Source organism: Variovorax boronicumulans (assembly GCF_030812215.1).
Taxonomy (GTDB): Bacteria; Pseudomonadota; Gammaproteobacteria; order Burkholderiales; family Burkholderiaceae_C; genus Variovorax; species Variovorax boronicumulans_C.
The window spans coordinates 332,960-357,928 of sequence record NZ_JAUSSG010000003.1; the positions used below are offsets into that span (position 1 = coordinate 332,960).

The window sequence follows — 24,969 nt, forward strand, 5'->3', positions numbered from 1 at the left end:
GCCGGCCGGTATCACCCGCGCAGCGTGAAGCCTTCGAGCGCCCCGGTCATGGTCTTGGGCAGCGGCCGTGCGAGTTCGCCGCGCTTGCTGGTCTTGAGCTTCAGCGTGACGAGCGATTCGATGAGCTTGGTGCCTGCGGCCACGCCATCGATCACCGGAACGCCGAGCAGGTCGCCGATGTGCTCGCACAGGTCGGTCATGCCGGCGCAGCCGAGGACGATGCAGTCGGAGCCGTCTTCTTCGAGCGCGCGACGGCATTCGTCGACGATGCGTTCGCGCGCACGCGAGCCCGGCTCTTCGAGCTCGAGCACAGGCAGCTCGCAGGCGCGCACGTTGGCGCAGAAGCGCTCCATGCCGTAGATCTCGGCCAGGTGCCAGGCCTGGCCCATCGTGCGGCCCAGCGTGGTGACCACGCTGAAGCGGCTGCCGATCATGCTGGCCAGGTGCATCGCCGCTTCGGCGATGCCGACCACCGGACCGCGCGCCAGTTCGCGTGCGGCCTTCAGGCCCGGGTCGCCGAAGCAGGCGATCACGTAGCCGTCGATGCCCTCGCGCTCGCCCGCCGCGATTTCCTGCAGCAGGCCGGGCACGGCCAGCGCCTCGTCGTAGTGGCTCTCGATGGAGACCGGCCCCATGGCCGGGCTGACCGCGACGATTTCCGTGCCGGCGTGCGCCACCGCGCGGGCGCAGGCGCCGATCTTCTCGGTCATGCTCCAGGTGGTGTTGGGATTGATGATCTTGATGCGCACGGCGCGGCCCTTTCTTTCTCTTTCAGTGTTTCAAGTCTTGGTGTTGCGGTTCAGGAGCACGTAGAGCACGAAGCCCAGGCCCATGCCGATGAACCATGCATAGTTCGCGCCACCGCGCAGCGCCGGCACCATCACGCACAGGATGGGCACGATGGCCGAGGGCACCAGCGCCTGGATCGCCTTCGGGTTGTAGCCGTTGCTGTACCAGTACTTGCCCTGCTTGCTCATGGTGTAGAGCGCGTCCACGTCGATCTGCTGCTTGCGCACGATGTAGTAGTCGGCAATCAAGATGCCGAACAGCGGGCCGATGAACGAGCCCAGCACATCGAGCGTGTAGTGAATGACCTCGGGGCTGTTGTAGAGGTTCCACGGCGTGAGGAACACCGAGCCCACCGCGGCGATCATGCCGCCCGTGCGCCAGCTGATGTGCTGCGGCGCCACGTTCGAGAAGTCGAAGGCCGGCGAGACGAAGTTGGCGACGATGTTGATGCCGATGGTGGCGATCATGAAGGTCAGCGCGCCCAGCACGACGGCGGTGGTGCTGTCGATCTTGCCCACGGTGTGCACCGGATCGGTGATGAGTTCGCCGAACACGGGCAGCGTGGCGGCGGTGGTGATCACCGTCAGCAGCGAGAAGAAAACGAAGTTGACCGGCAGGCCCCAGAAGTTGCCCTTCTTCACCGCGTCGAAGCTCTTGCCGTAGCGCGAGAAGTCGCCGAAGTTGAGCATGGGGCCGCTGAAGTAGCTCACCACCAGCGCAATGGCCGAGAGCATCACCGGCAGCGCGTCCCAGCCCTGGAACTTGATGCCGCCCAGGTTCAGGTCGATGTTGGTCCAGCCCGCCTTCCACACCAGCCAGCCGCACAGCACCGCCATCACCACGTACACCGCCGGGCCGGCCCAGTCGATGAACTTGCGAATCGCTTCCATGCCGTGCCAGAACACGAAGGCCTGCAGCACCCACATGACCATGAACGCGACCCAGCCGAGCGCCGAGAGGCCGACGAAGCCGTACTGCGCGACATCGGCGTACGGCGCGAGGCCGGGCGCCATGTGCAGCGCCAGCACCATGAAGGCGGCCGACGCGAGATACGTCTGCACGCCATACCAGGCCACCGCGATCAGCCCACGGATGATGGCCGGGATGTTGGCGCCCAGCACGCCGAACGGCGCGCGGCACACCACCGGGTAGGGCACGCCGGTCACCTGGCTGGGCTTGGCCACGAGGTTGCAGAAGAACTGCACGATCACGATGCCCACCAGCAGCGACACCAGCACTTGCCAACTCGAGAGGCCGAGCGCGAACAGGCTGCCGGCCGTGATGTAGCCGCCCACGCTGTGCACGTCGGACATCCAGAACGCGAAGATGTTGTATTGCCCCCAGGTCTGCTTCTTGAGCGGCGCGAGGTCCTCGTTGGTCAGGCGCGGGTCGTAGCCGGGCTTGATGAGGGCGTTCGATTCCGCGTGCGGCGCAATGCCCGCTTCGCTGACCCCGGCGGGGGCTTGGCTCACGACTGTGCTCATGGTCTTTTCCTCGTGCAAGTGTTGGGAAGATGAAGCCGTTTTTGACGCAAATATCGCGCCATATTTCGAGTGCGTTATTTGTATACAAAAAATGCACGCAATCAAGACCATTCGGGGAATCATATATCCGTAGATTCCCTGATGCGGTTGCTGATGCTCAACAAAGTGCGTCGCCAGGTCGACGATTTTTAAGACAGGGGACCCTGGGAGCGATGGACGTGGCGGCATTGAGTGTCATCGGACGTTGGGCCCTGCGCGAGCAGATGCCCATCCGCGAGATAGCCAGGCGTACGGCCCTGTCTCGCAACACCGTCAAGAAGTACCTGCGAGCCGGCGACGAAGAGCCGCGCTACGCCAAACGGGCGAGCTCAAGCAAGCTCGATCCCTATGCCGACAAGCTCTCGACCTGGCTCGCGATCGAGGCCACCCAATCGCGGAAACGGCGGCGCAATCTGCGGCAGATCCACACAGCCTTCAGGCTCACAAGGCCATGGACTGAACCCCATCGGGTCAGAGATCGGCGGAGTCCAACACGCAGGAATCAGTTGGGCCGAATCTGTTGTGGCGCGTTGCGCTGCCTAAGCACTTGCGTCGCAAACGCGGAAGGAGTTGCGGCCTCTTCAGTCGACGCGCCAGGCATCGCAATGGCCGTTGCGGTATCTCCGTGCTCCTGGTGCGCCAGCAGCGCCCGGACTCGGCCCACGAGCGCGGCTCTGTTGGCAACGCGCAGCTTCTTGAAGGCGTTGCCCAGATGGAAGCGGACCGTCGGATACTCCAGGCCGAGCCGACTCTGGATCTCCTTGTCGGGACAGCCGCAACTCACAAGCCACGCCACTTCGGATTCGCGCTTGCTCAGGCGTCCTTCACGCTGCAGCGTTGCCTCCGCGGATTCGCCTTCCTCGATGGCGGGTGCGGATTCCTTCCAGCCCAGCCGTGAAAGCGCGGCGGTGATTGCCGGCTCGACGAGATTCAGGATCTCGATTTCGCCGGCATCGAAATTTCCCCGCTCCCGATTGCGCCAAATGCGAACGTCCCCGACACACCGCTCCCGGTCGTAGAAATAGACATTCACTCCCCAATACATGCGGTCGCGACGAAGGAAGTCATTGAAGAACTCTGTGCGTGACAGGTCTGTCTGGCAAAGCACCTGCGTTGCCAAGGTCGGCTTGCGACGTTGCATCATGGGGTAGGTCAGCGGGTCCACGAAGCGGAAGTAGTCGTCCCAGGACCGCAGGCTCTCCTCCGACATGTTGAGCGCGGTCGTTCGACCAAAACGCTGCCTTTCGCCGTCCCACACCATCGACACATAGGTGTCCGCACGAAGGAGGTCGAGCAATGGAAGTGCCATGCGCTCCCGCAGCTCGCTACCGTCGGTCGCGTTCGCGACCAGGCGCATGAGATCCGACAAGGCTCTGGTCTGAATGGTGGAGAGGTGCATGGTCGATTCCAAGCAAGCTTCATGCGCGGGGCGTCAATGCTAGGCAGTGCAGTGGCTTTCACCAGTCCGGTCTGACCCTACGTTTCGACCGGAAAGCGAGACCCCTAACGATTTCTATAGGTCCCCGGCAAAGCCCCGCTGCGTACATTGAATCGTCACAAACGCCGAACGAGCCATGCACGCGATCGATCTTCCTCTCTCTGCCATTCGTAAGCTCCTCGATGGAGCAACCGTTTCAAGCCTTGATCTGGCCGAGGCCTGCATCGCGCGGTCTCAAGCTCATGGCGACCTCAACGTATGGGTTTGCTTCGACCCCGAGGCTCTGCGGAAGGAAGCGCGCGATGCGGACAGCCGTCTTGCGGCTGGCGAGCGTCTTCCCTTGCTTGGCATTCCAATCGCCTTGAAGGACAACATCGAAGCAGCCGGCATGCCCTGTGGGGCCGGCACGGCCTCATTGAGCGGGAAGCAGCCCCAAGCGGATGCGCAGTTGGTCGCCCGCCTGCGGGCGGCCGGGGCCGTGATTGCGGGCAAAGTGGGTATGCACGAGCTGGCGTTCGGCATCACGACCAACAACGCGGTCACCGGCGCCGTCAGAAATCCCTGGGACCGCGCCAGGATTCCCGGCGGCAGCAGCGGAGGCTCGGGCGCCGTGGTCGGTGCCCGCATCGTCCCCGCCTCCATCGGAACGGACACGGGCGGCTCGGTCCGCATTCCGGCGGCCCTCTGCGGGGTCAGTGGTTTCCGGCCGACGGTCGGGCGCGTGTCGGCACAAGGCATCGCACCGATTTCGCTCACTCGTGACACCGCAGGGCCGCTGGCTTACACCATTGCGGACTGCGCCCTTCTCGATGAGGTGATGACGGGCGCGAAGGACAGCCAGATCAAGATAACGCTCAAGGGGCTGCGCCTTGGCGTCCCCCGGCTTCCGTTCTGGAATGACTTGGAGCCTGGAATCGAACAGGTGGCCGAGTCCGCCCTCGAGGCGCTGCGGCAAGCCGGCGTCGAGCTGATAAATGTCGACATGCCCGCGCTGAGCGAGCTCAACGCCAGTGTCAGCTTCCCGGTGGTGCTCTTCGAGTTCGTGCGTGACATGCGGGAATATCTCGCGGTGCGCGGGCGCGGCGTCACGCTCGAGGAGATGATCGCAGCCGTCGGCAGTCCGGACGTACGCGGTGCCGTCGGTACGCTCCTGACCGGCGGAGGCATTCCCGAAGACGTCTACAACAGTGCGCTTCAGGCAAGAGAGAAGATGCAGGCCCTCTACGCGCAGACATTCGAATCGCATCGGATCGAAGCGCTGGTCTTCCCGACGACCCCGCGCGCCGCGGCCCTCATCGGTGAAGACGAAACCGTCGAGCTGAACGGCATCCGGCTGCCCACCTTCGGGACATTCATTCGCAACACAGACCCCGGAAGCAACGCATCGTTGCCCGGCGTGACCATCCCGCTGGGCCTTGCGAACAACCTGCCGGTGGGTCTCGCACTCGATGGGCCCATCGGTTCCGACCGCCGTCTGCTGGCGATCGCCGAGGCTGTCCAGTCGGCGCTTCCGCCCGCCCCTCAACTCGAAATACCCAACTGAAACCCCGAAGGAGCATTCCATGGATCGTCGTCATTTCCTGCAAGCAACGCTGGCCGCAGGGGCAGCTTCCGCACTGCCCGCAGCCTTCGCGGCCGACCCGCTCAAGGTGGCCGTGATGATTCCCCAAAGCGGGCCCGGGGGCTTGTTCGGCCCGTCGTGCAAGGCGTGCGCCGAGATGGCCGCGACAGCACTGAACGCCCGTGGCGGCCTGCTGGGCCGCAAGATCGAGCTCCTGTACGGAGATGCGGGCCTCGCGCCCGCGGAAGCAGGCCAGGCTGCGCTGAAGCTCTGGAAGGGGCAAAAGGCGGGTGCCGTCATCGGCATGCACGACAGCGCGGTGCGCGGAGCGCTCGTGGGTTTGTTCAAGGGCCAGGTACCGTACCTGTACACGCCCGTCTATGAAGGCGGGGAGTGCGCGAAGGGCACGTACGTCAAGGGCGAGACGCCGCAGCAACAGCTCGAGCCTGTGATCCCATGGCTGGCAGCCGAACGCAAGCCGACCAAGTGGTACATGATCGGCAACGACTACATCTGGGGCCGGAACACCAATGCCACCGCCCGGGCCTACATCGAGAAGACCGGCGCCAAGGTGGTCGGGGACGAGTACCTTCCCTTCACCGTGGACAACTTCGATGCGAGCCTCGCGCGCATTCGCGACAGTGGTGCCGATGCCGTGCTGGTGTCGCTGGTGGGCGGCGCTTCGGTGACCTTCAACAAGTCGTTCGCGAGCTTCGGTCTTTCGGACAAGGCGATTCGCCTGGGCACGCTGATCGAGGAGAACACCCTCGCGGGCATCGGCTTCGCCAATGCGCGCAACCTCTATTCGAGCTCCGGCTACTTCGCCAACATCGACACGCCCGCGGCGAAGGCGTTCGCTGCGGACTATGCCAAGGCGAATGGCGCCAATGCGCCGGCATTGAACGGCCTTGCAGAATCGACCTACGAAGGCTTCCTGATGCTCGAAGCACTTGCCAAGAAAGCCGGCAGCCTCGATCCGGCGAAGCTCGATGCCGCCTCCGAAGGAACGACCTACAACGGTCCCAGAGGCACGGTGACCGTCAAGGCGCGCCATGTGGAGCAGGACATCTACGTGGCCGACGTCACGGACAAGGGCTTCCGCGTGGTGAAGACCTTCCCGAAAGTCAGTGCCGGCCAGACTTGCAAGGTCTGACCATGCTCGACGGCAACATCGCGCTGCACGGCCTGAATCTGGCCTACGAGTTGGCCACGCTCGCGCTCACGACGCTGGGCCTGGCCATCGTCTTCGGCCTGCTCGGCGTCATGAACATGGCGCACGGGGAATTCGTGATGCTCGGGGCCTATTCGGTGGTGACGGTGCAGAAGCTGGGGCTGCCGCTGGTGGCCGCGGCGCCTCTGGCGGTGGTGGTGTGCGGCGTGCTCGGGTACGTGGTGGAGCGCTGGCTCATACGGCCGCTCTATTCGCGGCCTTTCGATACGCTGCTTGCGACCTGGGCACTCGCCATGCTCATGCGAAAACTCGTCGAAGCGGTCTTCGGTAGAGAGTACCGAAACGTCGAATCGACGTTGACCGACCCGATGACGGTTTTCGGTTCGCAGTACCCTGCCTATCGCCTGGCGCTGATCGTTCTGGCGATCGTGGTGATGGCGGGGCTCTACCTCTGGTATCGGCGAAGCGCGGCCGGGCTTCGAGTGCGTGCGATGACGGCAAACCCTGTTCTCGCGCAGGCGCTGGGCATCAACACCAGGCGCCTCGCTTCGCAGGCGTTCGTCATCGGCGTCGTGTTCGCCGGACTGTCGGGGGTGCTCCTGGCGCCGTTGATCCGCATCGAACCGGGCATCGGCGTCGACTACCTCCTGGACGCTTTCTTCGTGCTGGTCGTGGGCGGCCTCGGCACCCTGGGCGGCATGTTCGGCGGTGTCGGAATCATCGGCGGCTCGCAGGCAATCACCAGCAGCGTGGCAGGGCAGACCAGCGGTTATGCGGTCGTGCTGATGCTCTCAATCCTCTTTCTGTGGCTCAAGCCCAATGGCCTTTTCTCGCGACGCTAAATCGGCGGCCTTTCTGGCCGCGGTCCTGGTTGCGCTGCCGTTCGCGTCCAGCGAATTCGTGGCGTACCAGATTGCCCTGTTCCTGATCTATGGGATTGCCGCGCAGGGCGTCGCCCTCTGTTGGGGACGCCTTGGTTTCCTGCCTCTGGGGCACGCGCTCTTCTTCGGTCTGGGTGCCTACCTCTTCGGGGGGATGCTCAAGGGCGCGGAGTCTAACCCTGCCTTGTACCTGGCGCTGCCCTTTGCCGTGGCGGCGCCGGCGTTGCTCGCCTACGTCATCGCGCGCCTGGTCTTCGCCAGGAGCTCGCGCAGCGGGCCCTACTTCTCGCTCATCACCCTGGCGCTGACCATGCTGGGCTTCCTTGCGGCGCAGCAGTGGAGCGGTCTCACCGGCGGCTTCAACGGCATGGCGAACATTCCCGACATTCCCGGCACGTCCCGGTACGAGACCCTGTACTGGCTCGTGGCGGCAGTCGCAGTCGTCTCGACCCTCGTGCTTGCGATGCTGGCGTCCCGACCCATCGGGGTGATCTGGGAGGCGGTGGCGCAGAACGAGGAACGGCTCCAACTGCTCGGGTACGCCACGGACCGGGTCAAGGCGAACGCCTATGCGTTCTCCGCCTTGCTCGCGGCGGCGGCGGGTGTGCTGTTCTCCGCGCACCAGGGCATCGTGACCCCGCAGGCGATGAGCTTCATCCTCTCGACCGAGTTCGTCATCTGGGCTGCGGTGGGGGGAAAGGGCAGCGCGCTCGGGCCTTTGCTCGGTGCCACCGTGGTGGGCTATGCGTCCGCCGAGCTTCGCGAGCAGTTTCTCTACTGGGAAGTCGCGGTGGCGGCCCTCTTCATCGTCGTGGTGCTGTTCCTGCCGAACGGGGTTGCGGGCCTGCTCAAGCGTCGGGCCGACCCGCGCCACGGCAAGGATTCGCCGGCCCCGGCGGCGCATCAGGCGGCCATGTCCGCGGCGCCCGTTTCCTTGACCCTCCATGAGGTGAAGACGGCCCAGTCCGGCGTGACGATTCTCGATGGGCTTTCACTGGCCCTCGACGGGCCCGGCATCCGCTGCGTCATCGGCCCCAACGGCGCGGGGAAAACCTCTTCGTTCAACGTCATCACGGGTCGGCTTCCTCTGCTCGGCGGTGGCGTCGAGCTCAACGGCCACGACATCGGCGGCTTGTCCGCGTGGCGCGTGGCGCGCAAGGGCATCGGACGCAAGATGCAGGTGCCATCGGTGTTTTCCGACCTCACGGTGCGAGAGAACCTGGGGCTGGCTGTCTGGGCCGGACGAGCCTCTGCCATCGACACGCTGAGGCTGGCCACGCTGGGATGGCACACCCGGCTTCTCGCCGACATCCTGAAAGAGTTTCCCGCCCTCGCGTCGCAGCTCGACGCTCCGGCCGGCACGCTGGCGCAAGGGCATCGGCAAGCGCTGGAACTGGCGATGACGCTGCTTCCCGAGCCGAAGCTGGTGCTGCTGGACGAGCCCTGCGCGGGCCTGTCACCCAGCGAGACGCATCAGATGATCGACGCCATCAAGACCCTGGTGAACCAGATCGGCGCGGCCGCGCTGCTGATCGAGCATGACATCACGGCGGTGGATGCCATGGGCGGCGATGTGTATGTGCTGCACCAGGGGCGACTTCTCGACAAGGGTTCGCTCGCGGACATCCAGGCCAGCGCGGTGGTGCGTGCGGTGTATGCGGGAGGTCGCAAATGACACTGGTCTTCAATGAGTTGGTATGCGGCTACGGCGACACCGTCGTGGTCCGGGGGGTCTCTGGCGAAGTCCAGACCGGCCATGCACTCGCCATCGTGGGAAGAAACGGCGTCGGAAAGAGCACGCTCCTGAAGGCGCTGGCCGGCCAGTTGCCGCTCACGCGCGGTGGCATCGACTGGAACGGCCAGGCGCTCGGCGACAGGCCGCTTCACGCCCGGCTCGGCCTGGGAATCGCCTTCGCGCCCCAGGAGAACGTCGTCTTCGGCGAACTGACGGTGGCGGACAACCTGTGGCTGCACCTGGATGACCGGAACGCCGAACGCTATGCGGAGGCCTTCGGGCACTTTCCGCTGCTGCAACGCCGGCTGGGCCAACGGGCGGGGTCGCTCAGCGGCGGCGAGCGCAAGTTGCTGTCCTTCGCCAGGACCATGGGGCTGAAGGCAAAGCTCGCGATGCTCGACGAGCCGACCGAAGGCGTCCAGCCGGAAAACATCGACCGAATGGCCGCGATGGTCAATCGCAGGAAGGCCGGCGGCGATTCATTCATCATCGTCGAGCAGAACCTGGAGTTCGTGGCAGCCTTTGCCGACTCGGTCCTGGTCCTGGACCACGGCGAGGTTGTCTTGCAAGGCAACTTCGCTGCCCTGGGCCGCGAGCGCATCGAGCAGCACATGGTCGTCTGAGCATCTTCGCTCGATGCGTGCTTCACGTTGCCGTCAGCGCGCGAAGCTCCTCGAGCAGCTTGACCGAGGGGCCCGGCAGCATGCCGGCCCGCCGGCGAAAGGCCGTCAGGACTCGCTTGTCGCTTGCGCCGGGAATGTCGAGGACATCGATAAGCCCGGCCTTTCGCTCGGCGTCGTACATCGGTGCCGGCATCCACCCGAGAAAGCCCGAGTGGCCGATCAGGCTCTTGAGCGCCATGACCGAGCGCGTCTCGACGACCACGTTGGGCAGCGCAAGGTTGTGCCGCGCAAAGACGCTCTTCATGTGCTCGAACGGTGCGGTTCCCTTTGGAAGGATCGCCCAGCGCTCGGCGAGGGTGTCTGAAAGCTTCAGCTTCGGCTTCTTGCGCAGAGGGTGGTGACGGCCAGCCACAACGTAGCTGGTGTCTTCCCATCGGCAGTCCTTGACGGCGACGATCTCGGCGGTGTCTTCGGTGTCGACGCCGAGCGCCAGGTCGATCTCGTGCGAGACGAGCGCGTCCGCGAGTCGGTCCCAGACGCCTTCGATGATCTGAACCTGAAGGTTCGGCCACTTCCTGCAGGTCTGGCCAATGGCCGAAGGAAGGACGAGACAGGCGATGCTGCCGACCGCACCGACGCGGATCGTGCCCTTCGCCAGCCCGAGCATGGCCTGGATGTTCTCGCTCGCGTGCTCCGATTCGCGTTGCAGCAGCAGTGCATGCGGCTGCAGCGCGCGGCCCACGTCGGTGAGCTGCATTCCCTTCGAGTGGCGCTCGAACAGCGGTGCCCCGGCCTGTTCTTCCAGCCTGCGGATCGTGCGGCTCAGCGCGGGTTGGGTGATGTTGAGCGCCTCGGCTGCTCGCCCGAGGCTTCCCGAAGAAACGATGGCATTGAAGGCGACGAGCTGCTGCAGATCGAAAGTCATGCTGAAAGGTAATGACTTTTTCTCTAAAAGGCAATTTTCAAGATGGGGCCGTGATTTCACACTTCTGCCATCGAGACAGCATTGCGAATTCGCGGTGCACAGCAGGAACAACACGCAATGACCGGACCCGTACCGCACGCCGCTGCCGCGACGCCCGCACAAGCTGCCATCGCCGCCCGCACCATCACCGTTCGCGAGGCCGTGTTCGACTTGATGCGCCGCTTCGGAATGACCTCCGTGTTCGCGAATCCAGGGTCGACCGAACTGCCCATGTTCCGCGACTTCCCGAGTGATTTCCGCTACGTCCTCGGCCTGCAGGAGGCCTGCGTGGTCGGCATGGCGGACGGCTATGCGCAAGCGACCCGGAACGCTTCGTTCGTGAACCTCCATTCGGCTGCCGGCGTGGGCAACGCCATGGGCAACATCTTCACCGCCTTCAAGAACCGCACGCCCATGGTGATCACCGCCGGGCAGCAGGCGCGTTCGATCCTTCCCTTCGACCCGTTCCTGTCGTCGGCCCAGGCCACCGAACTGCCGAAGCCCTACGTCAAATGGAGCATCGAGCCTGCACGTGCCCAAGACGTGCCGCTGGCGATTGCCCGGGCCTACTACCTGGCCATGATGCCGCCTCGCGGTCCGGTGCTGGTGTCGGTGCCTGTGGACGACTGGGACCAATACACCGAGTTGGTTCCGACACGGACCGTGAGCACTCGAACCCGCCCGGAGCCGGAGCTCATCGCCCGGATTTCGGCCTCGCTGGAAGCAAGCGAGCGCCCGGCGTTCGTGGTGGGCGCCGCAACCGACCGAGACGACGCGTGGAACGAAGTCGTTGCATTGGCGGAGGCCCACAACGCCCGCGTGTGGGTCGCTCCGATGTCCGGACGGTGCAGCTTTCCGGAAGACCATCGCCTGTTCGCCGGCTTCCTTCCGGCCATGCGCGAGCGCATCGTCGAACTGCTGGAGGGTCACGATCTCGTCCTCGCCATCGGCGCGCCGGCCTTCGCGTACCACGTCGAAGGCGCGGGCCCTCACGTGCCCGCCGGTGCCGCCCTGTGCCAGCTGACCGAGGATCCCGACACGGCGGCCTGGGCGCCCGTCGGCATCTCGGCGGTCGGCAGCATCCGTTTGAGCGTGCTCGACCTGCTGGCCCTGCCGCCGAAGAAGACCCGCCCGCTTCCCCCCGCAAGAAAGGCCGCGCCGCGCGCGGAGCCGACGCCGCTGATGTCGGTGGCGTACGTGCTCCAGACGCTCGCCGAAGCAAAGAAGCCGGAACACATCGTGGTCGAAGAGGCGCCGAGCGCAAGGCCCGTGATGCAGGCCCACTTGCCGTTCACACGCAGCGAAACCTTCTACACGATGGACAGCGGCGGGCTCGGCTACGGCATGCCCGCGTCCGTGGGTGTTGCACTGGGCAAGCCGGGAAGCCGGGTCATCTGCCTGATCGGTGACGGCTCCAGCATGTACTCCATCCAGGCGCTGTGGAGCGCGGCGCAGAACAAGCTGCCGATCACCTTCGTGATCCTGAACAACCGCCGGTACGCCGCACTCCAGGATTTCGCGCCGGTGTTCGGCTTTTCGCCCACCGATGTCGTGCAGGGCACTGAACTGCCCGACCTCGACTTCCAGTCGCTGGCCAAAGGGATGGGATGCACCGCAGTGCGCGTGACCGACCCGGCCGAGCTGCGCAAGGCCCTCGACGAGGCCCTGTCCAGTGACGCGCCCGGCGTCGTGGAGGTCCGGGTCGCCTGACCCCCGCCAGTCATTGCCGTTCCAGCGCGCGACGCATTCTTTCAAACCAACCTACGGAGACAAGCCGATGAAGATTTCGATGTTGATCAATGGCGAGCGCACGGACGCTCGCAACGGCGCAACCTTTGAGCGGCGCAATCCTCTGGACGGCAGCGTCGCGACGACCGCACCCGCGGCCACGACGCAAGACGCCATTGCCGCCGTGGATGCCGCGGCGGAAGCCTTCAAGACCTGGTCCACCACCGGGCCCGGCGAACGCCGGGCGCTGCTCATGAAGGCTGCGCATGCGCTGGAAGCCAAGGCGGAGGCCTTCGCGGCGGCCGTTGCCGCCGAGACCGGCGCATCGGCCATCTGGGCAGGTTTCAATGTCCACCTGGCCGCCGGCATGCTGCTGGAGGCCGCGTCGCTCACCACCCAGATCAGCGGCGAGGTCATCCCCTCGGATGTGCCGGGCAATCTGGCCATGGCCGTGCGGCAGCCTGCGGGCGTCGTTCTTGGCATCGCCCCCTGGAACGCGCCGGTGATCCTGGCCGTGCGTGCCATCGCGACGCCGCTGGCCTGCGGCAACACGGTCGTTCTCAAGGGCAGCGAAATCTGTCCCGCCACGCACGGGTTGATCATCGAGGCGCTGCAGGAGGCCGGTCTCCCCAAGGGCGTGGTGAACTTCGTGACCAACGCGCCTGCGGACGCTGCTGCCATCGTCGAAGCGATGGTGGCGCACCCCGCGGTTCGACGCGTCAATTTCACGGGCTCGACCCACGTCGGCAAGCTCATCGCGGCCACCTGCGCCAAGTACCTCAAGCCCGTGGTGCTCGAACTCGGCGGCAAGGCCCCGCTGGTCATCCTGGACGATGCCGACGTCGATGCTGCCGTCAATGCAGCGGTGTTCGGCGCATTTGCAAACTCCGGACAGATCTGCATGTCGACCGAACGCATCGTCGTCGACGAGCGCATCGCCGATGAATTTGTCGCCAAACTCAGCGCGCGGGCCGCGAGCCTTCCGCTGGGCGATCCGCGACATGGGCCGGTGGTGCTCGGTTCGGTGGTCGACATGGGCACCGTCAATCGCTGCAACGAACTGATCGACGACGCGCTGTCCAAGGGCGCCAAGCTCGTCATCGGCGGCAAGGCGAAGGACACGCTGATGCCCGCGACGCTGCTCGATCACGTCACCTCGGAGATGCGCATCTTCAGGGAGGAGGCCTTCGGTCCTGTGAAAGGCATCGTGCGAGTCAGCGGCGTCGAAGCCGCCGTGGCCTGCGCCAACGACAACGAATACGGCCTTGCAGCCGCGGTGTTCGGCCGCGACGTGGCGCGAGCCATCCAGGTCGCGGGGCGCATCGAGTCGGGCATCTGCCATGTGAACGGTCCCACCGTCCACGACGAAGCACAGATGCCGTTCGGCGGCGTCAAGGGCAGCGGTATCGGGCGTTTCGGCGGCAAGGCCGGTGTGGAGGCCTTCACCGAACTGCGTTGGCTGACGGTGCAGACCACGCCGCGCCACTACCCCTTCTAGCTGCCCCCCGCCAGTTGGCATCGCCCCGGCCGCCTTGCGGCCGGGCGTGGAGTACTGCGCCCAAAATTCACAGGAGACAAAAGTGAGCTTCATTCAATTTCGGTTGTTCGCGATGACTTCAGCTGCCCGGTGCGCCGGCCTGGTCGTCTCTGTGGCCCTGGCCTTCGCCTTGCCCGGTGCCGCCTTTGCCCAAGCCTGGCCGGCAAAGCCCGTCAAGGTCATCGTCAACTTCCCCCCGGGAGGTGCGGCCGACCAGATCGCAAGGTCTCTGACGCAGCCGCTGCAGGACGCGCTAGGCCAGCCGGTGGTCATCGAGAACAAGAGCGGTGCCGGCGGCAACATAGGTGGCGAGGCGGTGGCGAAGGCCGCGCCCGATGGCTACACGCTGCTCATGAGCTCGGGCGGCATGGTCTCGGTCAACCCCCACATTTATCCGAAGATGTCGTTCGATCCGGCCAAGGACCTGGTCCCGGTGGCTGCGGCAGCGCGTGTGCTTGTCTTCCTCGTGACGCAGCCATCGTTTCCTGCGAAGGACGCCAAGGACTTCCTGGCGCATCTCAAGGCGAACCCGGGCAAGCTGTCATTCGGCTCCCCAGGCAATGGCAGCTCGCCTCATCTGGCTGCCGAGATGATGAAGTCACAGGCGGGCGTCTTTGCGACGCACGTCCCCTATCGGGGCGCTGCACCTGCGCTGACGGATCTGCTGGCGGGCCAACTGGACTTTCTGTTCGATCCAGGCGTGGCCATCCCGCACATCAGGGCGGGCAAGGTCAGGGTTCTTGCCGTTGGCAGTCCCAAGCGATCACCCTTGTTTCCTGATGTGCCGACCCTGGACGAGGTGGGACTCAAAGGATTCGATGCCGACACGGTGTTCGGCTTCTACGCACCGGCCGGCACGCCCGCGGAAATCATTGCCCGCTTGAATCGTGAGATCAACAAGGCGCTCACGTTGCCTGGCCCGCGTGAGCGAATCGCAGCGCTCGGCGGTGAAGTGGCGCCCATGACTCCGGCGCAGTTCCATGACAAGGCGCTGGAGGACGGCAAGCGATTCGGCAAGGTCATTCGGGAGAGAAAGATCGTCGGCGACTGATCGCCTCGTTCCGTCGCTGTACCTCCTCCCTCCAAATTCATCGTTGGAAGGCGACTCGGTTTCCCTCACCTCAATCGTCCACCCCGGAGACATTCATGAACTTTTCGAACATCAAGCGTCGCGTTCTGACCCAAGGGCTTGCCCTGCTGGCCGCAGCACCCGTCCTGGCCGTTGCCCAGGAGGCCAAGCCGGTCGAATGGGTGGTTGCCTATGCTGCCGGCGGTGGCTCGGACACCGTGGCGCGCACTGTGGCCGAGGCCATGAGCAAGACCCTCAACCGCACCATCATCGTAAACAACAAGCCCGGCGCGGCCACCAACATCGCCGCCGACTATGTGGCGAAGTCCAAGGACTACGGCAATGTCGTGTTCACCGCCGACTTTGCCACCCTGGCTGCAAATCCCTCCTTGTTCGCAAAGCTCCCCTACGACGCGGAAAAGGACTTCACGCCGGTCGGCCTGCTGGCGCGATTCCCGCTAATGCTTGTCGTGCACCCCAGCAATCCCGCGAAGAACTTCAAGGAGTTTGTGGCATGGGTCAAGGGCAGTCCCGGTGGCGTGAACTATGCGTCTGCCGGCATCGGCAGTCCGCAGCATCTGGCAGCGGAACTGCTGAAAGATCGCACCGGCCTGCCGATGACCCACGTCGCCTACCGCGGCGGCGCGCCGGCAGTGATCGACCTGGTAGGAGGTCAGGTGCCGTTCGCACTCATGGATTCGGCTTCGGTTCAACAGTACGTGACTGCAGGCAAGCTGCGTGCACTTGGTGTCGCCAGCGCGGAGCGGCTGAAGAACTTCCCTGAGGTTCCTACGCTGGCCGAGCAGGGCCTGCCCGGGTTCGAAGCCTCGGCATGGCAGGGACTGGTCGTGCCCAGCGGAACGCCGCCGGCCACTGTCGCGGCACTGAGCAAATCACTGCAGGCTGCGCTTGACTCCGTGCCCGTCAAGGCCCGCTTCCAGACGCTGTCCCTGGAGGCGTTGCCCGGAACGCCCCAGCAAATGACCGCCTACGTCCGCACGGAGCGCGACCGCTGGGGCGCTCTGGTCCGCAAGAACAACATCAAGCTCGACTGAAAACAACTGCCATGAAAACGCAAGTCGCGATCATCGGAGCCGGCCCCGCGGGACTGATGCTCTCCCACATCCTTCACCACCAGGGCATCGAGTCGATCATTCTGGAGACGCGCAGCCGCGAGGCCATCGAGGCCACGATCCGCGCCGGCGTGCTGGAACAGGGTACCGTCGACCTCATGAAAGAGATCGGTGTGGGCGCCCGCATGGAGCGCGAGGGCTTCCGGCATGAAGGAACCATCCTGCGCTTCGACGGCATCGACCGCCGCATCGATTTTCCGGCGCTGACCGGCGGCAAGGCGGTGATGGTCTACGCGCAGCATGAGGTCATCAAGGACCTCGTGGCGGCGCGCCTGGCATCGGGCGGCGACATCCGGTTCGAAGTGTCGGATGTGAGCCTGCATGGGCTGGACTCCGCGTCGCCGAGCGTTCGCTTCCGGCAACCCGGCAGCGAACTGCAGACCATCGAGGCCGATTTCATCGCCGGCTGCGACGGCACGCAGGGCGTCAGCCGGCCCTCGATTCCACAAGGCGTGTTGAAGGGCTTCGAGCGGCTCTATCCGTTCGGCTGGCTGGGCATCCTCTGCAAGGCGCCGCCGTCGTCCGAAGAACTGATCTACGCGCTGAGCGACCGCGGCTTCGCGCTGGTGAGCACCCGGTCGCCCGAAGTGCAGCGCATGTACCTTCAATGCGAGCCGACCGACAAGATCGAGAACTGGTCGGACGACCGCATCTGGAGCGAACTGCGCACCCGCCTGGCCACCCGCGACGGCTGGGCGCCCATCGAAGGCGAGATCTTCAGCAAGACCGTGGTCGGGATGCGCAGCTTCGTGACCGAGCCGATGCAGTACGGCCGACTGTTCCTGGCAGGGGATGCGGCGCACGTGGTGCCTCCGACCGGTGCGAAAGGCCTGAATCTGGCGGTCGCCGACGTGCGCGTTCTCGCTCGTGCGTTCGGGGAGTTCTACAAGTCGGGCCGCGAAGACCTGCTCGAACGCTACAGCGACATCGCGCTGCGGCGCATCTGGAAGGCGCAGCGCTTCTCCTGGTGGATGACCTCGATGCTGCATCGCTTTCCGGGTGCCGACGAATTCCAGCACAAGGTGCAGATCGCGGAACTCGACTACGTCACCGGCTCGCGTGCTGCTTCGACCGCCTTGGCGGAGAACTACGTCGGGCTGCCGTTCGACGAACTCGCCCATTGACCCGTGCACGACCGCTCGCCAAGAGGCGGAAGCAGAAAGAGTCGACCCACCCCTGGGCGCGAGGCAATGCCGAACGCCCGACATGGAGACAAGACATGAACCATCACTTCCCTTCGGCAAATGCCGCCGGCTCACGGGGGCGCCCTTGAACGCCACTGCTGCGGCCTTCAAGGGCAATGCCGACATCGGCCGGCTGCTGGACGACGGTCCCTACACGACCATGCAGAAGCTCGTGGTCTTCCTGGCCGCCCTCTCGATCGTGATGGATGGATTCGACGGCCAGCTCATCGGGTTCGCCATTCCTTCGATGATCAAGGAGTGGGGCATCACGCGCGAAGCCTTCGTCCCGGCGGTGGCGGCGGGCCTGATCGGCATGGGTATCGGAAGCGCCTGTGCGGGGCTGTTCGCCGATCGCTTCGGCCGCCGGATGGCCGTCATCGCAAGCGTCTTCCTGTTCGGCGTGGCCACCTGCGCGATCGGCCTTGCGCCCGATGTGCTGACCGTGGCGGTGCTTCGATTCATTGCCGGCCTGGGCATCGGCGGCGCGCTGCCGAGCTCGACCACGGTCACCGCCGAGTTCACGCCTGCCCGCCGCAGGACGCTTGCCGTGACGGCCACGATTGTCTGCGTGCCCCTCGGCGGCATGCTGGCAGGCCTCTTCGCCGCGCAAGTGCTGCCGGCCTTTGGATGGCGCGCACTGTTCTTCATCGGCGGTACCTTCCCTATGGCCCTGGCGGTGCTCCTGCTCTTCATGTTGCCGGAGTCGCCGCGGTTCCTCGCCCGCCATCCGGCCCGCTGGGGCGAACTGAGCAGGCTGCTCGGACGCATGGGGCGCCCCATGGCTCAGGACGTGACCTACACCGACGCCGCTGAACAAGTCGTCGAGAAGCGCGCCGGCTTCGGCGCACTCTTTTCGGACGGCCTGGCCCGCGACACGCTCGCGACCTGGGCTGCGTTCTTCATGTGCCTGACGGCCGTGTACACCGCCTTCAGCTGGCTGCCGACGATGCTGACGTCGGAAGGGCTTTCGATGGCGGTCGCCGGCTCGGGACTGACGGCATACAACCTTGGTGGCGTGATTGGCGCGCTGGCCTGCGCGGTGGCAATAACGCGCTTTGGATCCCGCTGGCCGTTGGTCCTGTGCTGTGCCGGCGCTGCTGCAAGCGCGTTTGCCCTGCAGACCCTGAATGTTGGAAAGGACACCAGCCTGCTCATCTTCGGATTCGGCGTGCACGGCATGTTCGTGAACGCCGTGCAGTCCACCATGTACGCCCTGTGCGCATTCATGTACCCGACCAGCGTCAGAGCCACGGGGACCGCATCCGCACTGGCATTCGGGCGCCTCGGCGCGATCCTGAGCGCCTTTACAGGGGCGGCCGTGATCACGGCGGGCGGGGCCACGGCGTATCTGGCATTGCTGGGTACGGCGATGTTCTTCGCCATGGTCGCGCTGCTCGTCGTTCGCCGGCACATTCCCAGGCGCGAGGTGCTGTTGCGGCGTGGTCGAGACCAGGGCTTGCCAGGTGTGTTGCCGCCGCAAAGCATTTCGCGGGAGAGGTCATCATGAAGATCTCGATCGTCGGCGCAGGGGCGATGGGGTCGCTGTTCGGTGGCTTGCTCGCCGAGTCGGGCAACGAAGTCACGCTGATCGACGTGAACGACGCGCACATCGGCGCGGTCCGCACCGAGGGGCTTCGCCTGGCGACCGATGGCGGCGATCGGCAGGTCACGGCGCTGAAGGCCGTGCGCCCGGAAGATGCCGCTGGCTTCCCCGATCTGCTCCTGGTATTCACCAAGACGCTGCACACCAGCGCGGCCCTGTCCGGAGTGCGGCATCTGATCGGTCCAGGCGTGCATGTGCTGTCGCTGCAGAACGGCTTGGGCAATATCGAGAAGATCGCCGGGTTCGTGCCGCCGGAGCGCGTCCTGATCGGTGTCACCACATGGCCGGCGGACATGATCGGCCCCGGCCACGTGCACTCGCACGGCAAGGGCGTCGTGCGGCTCATGGCGGCCGACGGAATCGATCGCCCCTTCGTTTCCGAAGTGACCGAAGTGCTCACGAAGGCCGGGCTCGATTGCACCTCGGACAGCACCGTGTGGGCGGCGATCTGGGAGAAGGTCGCGTTCAACGCCGCATTGAACAGCATCTGCGCCGTATCCGGCTGCACGGTCGACGAACTCGGCAAAGTGCCCGACGGCAGCCGCCTCGCGAACGACGTTGTCACCGAAGTTCTGTCCGTCGCACTGCGCCTGGGCATCGATGTCGATCTCGCCAAATGCCGGGGCAATGTGGCGAGCGCCATCGCCCAGCACAAGGGACACAAGCCCTCCATGCTGCAGGACGTGCTGGCCGGCCGCCGTACCGAGGTGGAGAGCATCAACGGCGCCGTCGTGGCGCTGGCCGGTCCCCTGAACATCGCGCTGCCTGTCACGGAGACATTGTTGGCTCTCGTGCGTCTTGCGCAAGCGCGCACCATCGCCTGACGCCGCAATCGATACGAGACACGCGCACCGCCGCTCAGGAAATTCTCATGCTGTTGAACATTGAAGACTACCGGCGCAGAGCCCGCGCGGTGCTGCCGCGATTCGTTCATGACTACATCGAAGGCTCTGCCGACGATGGCCATTGCATGCGTCGAAATGCGGGCGACCTGTCGACCATCGAGCTCACGCCGCGCGTGCTGCGCGACACCACGCAGGTCGACACCTCCGTCGAGGTCTTCGGCCGGAAATGGGCACTGCCCATCGGCATTGCGCCGACAGGTCTCAACGGCCTCGTCCGGCCGGAAGGCGACCGGCTGCTGGCGGCCGCGGCGGCCGATGCAGGCATTCCTTTTTCACTGTCGACCGCTTCCAACATGCGGCTGGAGGATGTGCGCGCAGCCGCTCCAGGCGGCGTGCAGTGGATGCAGCTGTACGTCATGCACCGCGAGATGGCGAGCCAGATCGTCGAGCGTGCCCAGAGGGACGGCTACCAGGCGTTGGTGCTGACCGTGGACGTTCCCGTCAGCGGCAACCGCGAACTCGACCTGCGCAACGGGTTCCGCATGCCTTTTCGGCCGACGCCCCGCCTGGCCTGGGATCTGGTGAGTCACCCCAGGTGGTCGCTTCGGATGGCCCCTCGCGGCGCACCGGACTTTGCCAATCTGACGCCCTCGGGCGGCGGCGCGGGTTCGACCAGCATGCAGGCGGCGTTGCTGGCTCGTGCCATGGACCGGTCGCTCGCCTGGGAATCGCTGTCGTGGCTTCGCGGATTGTGGAAGGGACCGCTCCTTCTCAAGGGCGTGCTCCATCCGGACGACGCACGCATGGCGGTCGACCATGGCATCGACGGCCTGATCGTGTCGAACCATGGCGGCCGCCAGAACGATGCGTCTCCCTCGGCGATCTCCGCGCTGCCGCGCGTCGCGGGGGCAGTCGCCGGACGCATTCCCGTGTTCATGGACGGCGGAATCCGCCGTGGTGGCGACGTCGCGAAGGCCCTGGCCTTGGGTGCGACGGCTGTGTTCGTGGGCCGGCCCACCCTCTACGGCCTGGCGGTGGGCGGGCAGCAGGGCGCGGCAGCCGTGCTGAAAATCCTGGCCGACGATCTGACGCGCAACATGACCCTGCTCGGTGCCACAACGGTGCGCGATCTTCCGGCTCGCCGGGTGGCGGGTGACGCCTCAGGCGCTTGAAGCGGTCGAACCCGTCGAGACAGCGCCGCTTGCGCGGTAGGCGCGGGGCGAGAGGTCGAACCGTTGCCGGAATGCCCGGCTGAAGTGGCTCAGGTCGTTGAAGCCGTGCGCCATCGCGATCGCCGAGATGCCAAGGCCGGCGCGCGCCGGATCCTGAAGGTCGGCCGCCGCACGCTCCAGGCGCCGGCGCCAGATGTACCGCGTCAGGGATGTGTTCTCGGCTTCGAACAATTTGTTGATGTAGCGCGGCGACAGGTTCAAGGCGGTGCTCACCATCGACGTGTCGAGTTCGCACACGTCGAGATGGCGCTCCACGAAGTCCCTCACGCGCATCAATGCGGTTGCCCGGTATTCGGAGAGCGGCAGCGGTGAGGCCAGGATGACCTCGTCCAGGGCGGCGGCCAGTAGTTCGGTGAAGTTCCTCACAACCTTCTCCGAGGCCGCGGGCGGCAGAAGCGAGGCTTGCTTGCTGAAGCTGACCAAATACCCGAAAAGGATGGGGCACATCTGGCTCGATTCGCCGAGGCTTCTGGCCGTGATGCGATGGATGCTCCCGGCCCGGTGCGTGATGGCCGAGCGCGCCAGCTTGATCGTGATGATCTTGAACGTGTCGTCGAACCTGAGCGAGTAGGGGCGCTGCGCGTCGCAGACGGCGCCATCGCCCGCCTTCAGCACCACGCTTCTTCCATCCTGCTGCGCCATGGCCACGCCCGAGAGCACGAAATTGAAGATCAGCGACTCTTCGCTGGCGCGCGCTATGGCCGAAGGCTGGCGCTCGACGCGATGCGCCGAAGCCTCGATGCGGGCAACGCTCAGCCCGTCGAGGCGCGATCCCTCGACGGAGGCCTCGAAGGCCATTCCGCTCATCGGCCTGCACTCGAGGTCGACCAGCGCACGGCACACGACGTCCTGCCAATAGCCGAACTTGTCGTGCTGATCGAGGCCGGCGGTGGAAGCGAGGATCGAGGTCGAGGTGACGGTGGAGGTCGACATGGCGGCCCGCCTTGGGGCTGACGTTGCACTTGCTCGGTGCCCGGGTAGAGCAAGCCCGGTGCATGAGTCCGGATGCCCGGAGTTTGATGGAAATCACGCAAGGTTGATGCCAAGGAAACCCTAGGTCACGCCACGGGGACGCGCGTGTTTCAGCCTCTGGGAAGGGCCGTTCCAGTCAACTTTTCCGGCCGCGCCAGCAAAGTCGCGCGTGCCGGAAAAAAGCAAAGTTCCGGCAGGCCTTCGCGGAGGGCTGTAACCGCAACGGAGCGCACCTTGAAGACATCCACTCACATGCAGAACGCCGGCGACACCGGCCTCCTCGGCAACCGTCGCCAACTGCTTCGCGGCGCGGCAGCGCTCGGCGCGGTGGCGGCCCTTGGCCAGGCCAGCGCGGTCTGGGCAGCCGACAAGGACACGATCAGGATCGGCTACATCAGCCCGAAGACGGGGCCTTTCTCTCCCTTCGCCGAGGCCGACGACTTCATCCTCGACCAGGTGCGCAAATCGCTCGCGGACGGCCTTGTCGTCGGGGGCAAGAAATACAAGGTCGAGATCCTGGCGCGCGACGACCAGAGCAGCCCCGACCGGCAGTCCAACCTGGCGGCCGAACTCATCAACAAGGAGAACATCGACCTGATGCTGGCGCAGGTGGCGATCGGCCCCAACGCGTCGCAGCAATGCGAGCTGAATGGCGTGCCCTGCATCTCGACGGTCGGCCCGTGGCAAGCGTGGATGTTCCCGCTCAAGGGCGACCCGGCCAAGGGCTTCAAGAGCGTCTTCCACTTCTTCTGGGGCCTTGAAGACATCTCCGACGTGTACCTGGACATCTGGTCCGGCGTGCCGTCGAACAAGGCGGTGGGATCGGTCTTCAGCAACGACGTGCCCGGCAACGCCATGGGCGACCTGAAGCTCGGCATGCCCGGCGCCTTCGCCAAGGCGGGCTACAAGATCGTGGACATCGGCCGGTTCCCGGTGGGCGCCGACGATTTTTCCTCCTACATCCAGGCGTTCAAGAAGGACAACGTCGAGATCGTCACCGGCCTGTTCAATCCGCCCGAGTGGGCGTCGTTCGTCAAGCAGTCCGCGCAGATGAACTTCAAGCCGAAGGTCGCGACTGTCGCCAAGGCTCTGCTTTTCCCGGGCGGGGTCGCCGCACTCGGCCCGCGCGCCGACGGCATGTCCACCGAGATCTGGTGGACGCCCGCCTATCCGTTCAAGTCGAGCCTCACCGGCCAGACGGCAAGGCAGTTCGCCGATGCCTACACCGCCGCCACGAAGCGCGAGTGGACCCAGCCGATGGGCGTCGTCCATGCGCTGTTCGAAGCGGGCATCCAGGCACTCAAGGCCAGCGGCGACCCCAAGAACCCGGTCAAGGTGGCCGACGCCGTGCGCGTGATGAAACACGACACCATCATCGGCAGGCTCGACTTCACGTCGAGCGGCATCAAGAACGTCTCCAAGATGCGTGTCGTCGGCGGCCAGTGGCGGGTGAACGCGGCAGGCAAGCCCGAGCTCTTCATCACGAACAACAAGACGGCGCCCGAGATTCCCGTGCAGCGCAAGTTCGAACTCCTGAAGCTGGGCTGAGGAGCTGCCATGCTGCTCGAACTGCGCGACGCAACCAAGCGCTACGGCGACATGGTCATCATTCCGAAGCTCTCGCTTTGCGTCGAGGAGGGCGACTTCATCGGCGTGATCGGCCCCAACGGTGCCGGCAAGAGCACCATGTTCGGGCTCATTTCCGGCAGCACGCGCTGCGACGGCGGCAGCGTCTTTCTCGACGGCATGGACGTCACCACGCTGGATGCGGCGCAGCGTTGCCGCGCCGGCATCGGACGCACCTTCCAGATTCCGCAGCCTTTCGAAGGCATGACCGCCTACGAGAACGCCCTGGTCGCCGCGAGCTTCGGCCGCAGCGGGACCGGGAGTGCCGCACAGGCCCTGGCGGTCGATGCGATCGAACGCTGCGGCCTCGCGCCGGTCGCGGACAAGCTGGCGGGCACGCTCACGCTGCTTCAGCGAAAGCGCCTCGAGCTTGCGCGTGCCATCGCCACGCAGCCGCGCCTCCTGTTGCTCGACGAGGTGGCCGGAGGCCTGACCGACGGCGAGATGCAGCAATTGCTGCAGCTGATCGTCACGATCCATCAAAGCGGCGTCACCATTCTCTGGATCGAGCATCTGGTGCATGCCCTGGTTTCCGCCGCGGATCGTCTGGTGGTGCTTGCCAGCGGCGCTGTCATCTGCGACGGCGATCCCGGATCGGTCATGGGCGACCAGACCGTGCGGGACACCTACCTCGGTTCCGACATCGGCGAGGAGGTCGACCATGCTGCGCACTGACCGTCTCGATGCGTACTACGGCCTGTTCCAGGCGCTGTTCGGTTTCACGTTCGAGGTCAGGCCAGGCGAAACCGTCGCCCTGATCGGATCGAACGGGGCGGGCAAATCGACGCTGCTTCGTTCGATCGTCGGTTCGGTGCGCACTCGCCCGGACGGGGTCCTGCTCGACGGCCGGCCCGTGGGCGGAGAGCCGGAGCGCAAGCAGCTCGATCGCGGCATTGCACTGGTGCCCGAAGGCCGGCGGCTGTTTCCCAGCCTGACGGTCCGCGAAAACCTTCAGCTGGCGATGCGCAACGGCCGCAAGGGGCCGTGGACCGTGGAGCGCCTGATGAAGGAGTTTCCGGTGATGGAAGCCTTCCAGCACCGTCCCGCGACGGCGTTGTCGGGCGGCCAGCAGCAGCTCGTGGCTCTTTCGCGCGCGCTGGTCTGCAATCCCGACTATCTGCTGTGCGACGAGATCTCGCTGGGCCTCTCGCCGGTCGCCGTCAACGAAGTCTATGAACTCCTGGGCCGCGCACGCAGGGACGGGCTGGCGGTCGTGCTGGTGGAACAGAACGTGAAGCGCGCGCTTTCCGAATCCGACCGCTTCTATTGCATCCAGAAGGGGCGCGTGGTGCTGGAAGGCAGCGCCGAACACGCGGACCACGCGCAAGTTGCCCAGGCCTACTTTGGAATCTGAC

At 65.5% G+C, this 24,969-nt stretch carries 21 protein-coding genes and 1 pseudogene; 17 read left to right on the forward strand and 5 right to left on the reverse strand.

The window, feature by feature from the left end; genetic code table 11:
• Positions 1–11: 11 nt before the first annotated feature.
• Together J2W23_RS10825 and J2W23_RS10830 are read right to left on the reverse strand one after the other, a co-directional pair.
• Positions 12–749, reverse strand: a complete 738-nt coding sequence (locus tag J2W23_RS10825; protein WP_307648710.1) for an aspartate/glutamate racemase family protein — start codon at positions 747–749, stop codon at positions 12–14.
• Between the two features lie 30 nt (positions 750–779).
• Positions 780–2,273, reverse strand: a complete 1,494-nt coding sequence (locus tag J2W23_RS10830; protein WP_307648711.1) for an NCS1 family nucleobase:cation symporter-1 — start codon at positions 2,271–2,273, stop codon at positions 780–782.
• A 212-nt stretch (positions 2,274–2,485) separates the two neighbouring features.
• Between J2W23_RS10830 and J2W23_RS10835 the strand changes: the two are divergent.
• A pseudogene (locus tag J2W23_RS10835) lies at positions 2,486–2,740 on the forward strand (helix-turn-helix domain-containing protein); the annotation flags it as partial.
• A gap of 74 nt (positions 2,741–2,814) precedes the next feature.
• Here J2W23_RS10835 and J2W23_RS10840 read toward each other — a convergent pair.
• Positions 2,815–3,711 (reverse strand): helix-turn-helix transcriptional regulator, encoded by an 897-nt coding sequence (locus J2W23_RS10840; protein ID WP_307648712.1) that lies wholly within the window; start codon positions 3,709–3,711, stop codon positions 2,815–2,817.
• 175 nt (positions 3,712–3,886) lie between these two features.
• On the opposite strand from J2W23_RS10840, the gene iaaH reads away from it, so the two are divergent.
• From iaaH to J2W23_RS10865, 5 genes are read left to right on the forward strand one after another with little or no spacing between them, the layout of a single operon-like run.
• The gene (gene iaaH, locus J2W23_RS10845) at positions 3,887–5,293 is read left to right on the forward strand and encodes an indoleacetamide hydrolase (RefSeq protein WP_307648713.1); all 1,407 of its coding nucleotides are present in this window, start codon (positions 3,887–3,889) and stop codon (positions 5,291–5,293) included.
• 19 nt (positions 5,294–5,312) lie between these two features.
• The gene (locus J2W23_RS10850) at positions 5,313–6,464 is read left to right on the forward strand and encodes a substrate-binding domain-containing protein (RefSeq protein WP_307648714.1); all 1,152 of its coding nucleotides are present in this window, start codon (positions 5,313–5,315) and stop codon (positions 6,462–6,464) included.
• A 2-nt stretch (positions 6,465–6,466) separates the two neighbouring features.
• A complete protein-coding gene (locus J2W23_RS10855; protein ID WP_176659626.1) occupies positions 6,467–7,324 on the forward strand; it encodes a branched-chain amino acid ABC transporter permease in 858 nt (285 codons plus the stop codon).
• Entirely contained in the window at positions 7,302–9,038 is a 1,737-nt protein-coding gene (locus J2W23_RS10860) for a branched-chain amino acid ABC transporter ATP-binding protein/permease (protein ID WP_307648715.1), read from the forward strand. The genes J2W23_RS10855 and J2W23_RS10860 overlap by 23 nt, the downstream gene beginning before the upstream one ends.
• Positions 9,035–9,721, forward strand: coding sequence for an ATP-binding cassette domain-containing protein (locus tag J2W23_RS10865; protein ID WP_307648716.1), 687 nt, complete (start codon positions 9,035–9,037; stop codon positions 9,719–9,721). Before J2W23_RS10860 ends, J2W23_RS10865 begins: the two co-directional genes overlap by 4 nt.
• Before the next feature lie 22 nt (positions 9,722–9,743).
• Here J2W23_RS10865 and J2W23_RS10870 read toward each other — a convergent pair whose 3' ends face one another.
• The gene (locus tag J2W23_RS10870) at positions 9,744–10,646 is read right to left on the reverse strand and encodes a LysR family transcriptional regulator (protein WP_307648875.1); all 903 of its coding nucleotides are present in this window, start codon (positions 10,644–10,646) and stop codon (positions 9,744–9,746) included.
• A gap of 117 nt (positions 10,647–10,763) precedes the next feature.
• Here J2W23_RS10870 and mdlC point away from each other — a divergent pair, with 117 nt between their 5' ends.
• From mdlC to J2W23_RS10910, 8 genes are all read left to right on the forward strand, one after another.
• Complete coding sequence (gene mdlC / locus J2W23_RS10875) at positions 10,764–12,395, forward strand: benzoylformate decarboxylase (protein WP_307648876.1); 1,632 nt, start codon at positions 10,764–10,766, stop codon at positions 12,393–12,395.
• Positions 12,396–12,462: 67 nt separating this feature from the next.
• Complete coding sequence (locus J2W23_RS10880) at positions 12,463–13,911, forward strand: aldehyde dehydrogenase (protein WP_307648717.1); 1,449 nt, start codon at positions 12,463–12,465, stop codon at positions 13,909–13,911.
• 112 nt (positions 13,912–14,023) lie between these two features.
• Complete coding sequence (locus J2W23_RS10885) at positions 14,024–15,001, forward strand: Bug family tripartite tricarboxylate transporter substrate binding protein (protein WP_373423923.1); 978 nt, start codon at positions 14,024–14,026, stop codon at positions 14,999–15,001.
• Between the two features lie 95 nt (positions 15,002–15,096).
• A complete protein-coding gene (locus tag J2W23_RS10890) occupies positions 15,097–16,074 on the forward strand; it encodes a Bug family tripartite tricarboxylate transporter substrate binding protein (RefSeq protein WP_307648719.1) in 978 nt (325 codons plus the stop codon).
• 11 nt (positions 16,075–16,085) lie between these two features.
• Complete coding sequence (gene pobA, locus J2W23_RS10895; protein ID WP_307648720.1) at positions 16,086–17,276, forward strand: 4-hydroxybenzoate 3-monooxygenase; 1,191 nt, start codon at positions 16,086–16,088, stop codon at positions 17,274–17,276.
• Positions 17,277–17,421: 145 nt separating this feature from the next.
• The gene (locus tag J2W23_RS10900) at positions 17,422–18,843 is read left to right on the forward strand and encodes an MFS transporter (protein WP_307648721.1); all 1,422 of its coding nucleotides are present in this window, start codon (positions 17,422–17,424) and stop codon (positions 18,841–18,843) included.
• Positions 18,840–19,763 (forward strand): ketopantoate reductase family protein, encoded by a 924-nt coding sequence (locus tag J2W23_RS10905; RefSeq protein ID WP_307648722.1) that lies wholly within the window; start codon positions 18,840–18,842, stop codon positions 19,761–19,763. Before J2W23_RS10900 ends, J2W23_RS10905 begins: the two co-directional genes overlap by 4 nt.
• A 47-nt stretch (positions 19,764–19,810) precedes the next feature.
• Positions 19,811–20,956: an alpha-hydroxy acid oxidase gene (locus tag J2W23_RS10910; RefSeq protein ID WP_307648723.1), complete on the forward strand. Its 1,146-nt coding sequence runs from the start codon at positions 19,811–19,813 to the stop codon at positions 20,954–20,956.
• On the opposite strand, the gene J2W23_RS10915 is transcribed toward J2W23_RS10910, so the two are convergent.
• Positions 20,945–21,949 carry an AraC-like ligand-binding domain-containing protein gene (locus J2W23_RS10915; protein WP_176659633.1) on the reverse strand — a complete coding sequence of 335 codons (1,005 nt, stop codon included), beginning with the start codon at positions 21,947–21,949 and terminating at the stop codon, positions 20,945–20,947. The genes J2W23_RS10910 and J2W23_RS10915 overlap by 12 nt on opposite strands.
• A 273-nt stretch (positions 21,950–22,222) precedes the next feature.
• Here J2W23_RS10915 and J2W23_RS10920 point away from each other — a divergent pair, with 273 nt between their 5' ends.
• The 3 genes from J2W23_RS10920 to J2W23_RS10930 are packed head-to-tail and all read left to right on the forward strand — an operon-like array spanning position 22,223 to position 24,968.
• Positions 22,223–23,536, forward strand: a complete 1,314-nt coding sequence (locus tag J2W23_RS10920; protein WP_307648724.1) for an ABC transporter substrate-binding protein — start codon at positions 22,223–22,225, stop codon at positions 23,534–23,536.
• Positions 23,537–23,545: 9 nt separating this feature from the next.
• Positions 23,546–24,289, forward strand: a complete 744-nt coding sequence (locus tag J2W23_RS10925; protein WP_307648725.1) for an ABC transporter ATP-binding protein — start codon at positions 23,546–23,548, stop codon at positions 24,287–24,289.
• Complete coding sequence (locus tag J2W23_RS10930; RefSeq protein WP_176659635.1) at positions 24,276–24,968, forward strand: ABC transporter ATP-binding protein; 693 nt, start codon at positions 24,276–24,278, stop codon at positions 24,966–24,968. Before J2W23_RS10925 ends, J2W23_RS10930 begins: the two co-directional genes overlap by 14 nt.
• Position 24,969: the final 1 nt, after the last annotated feature.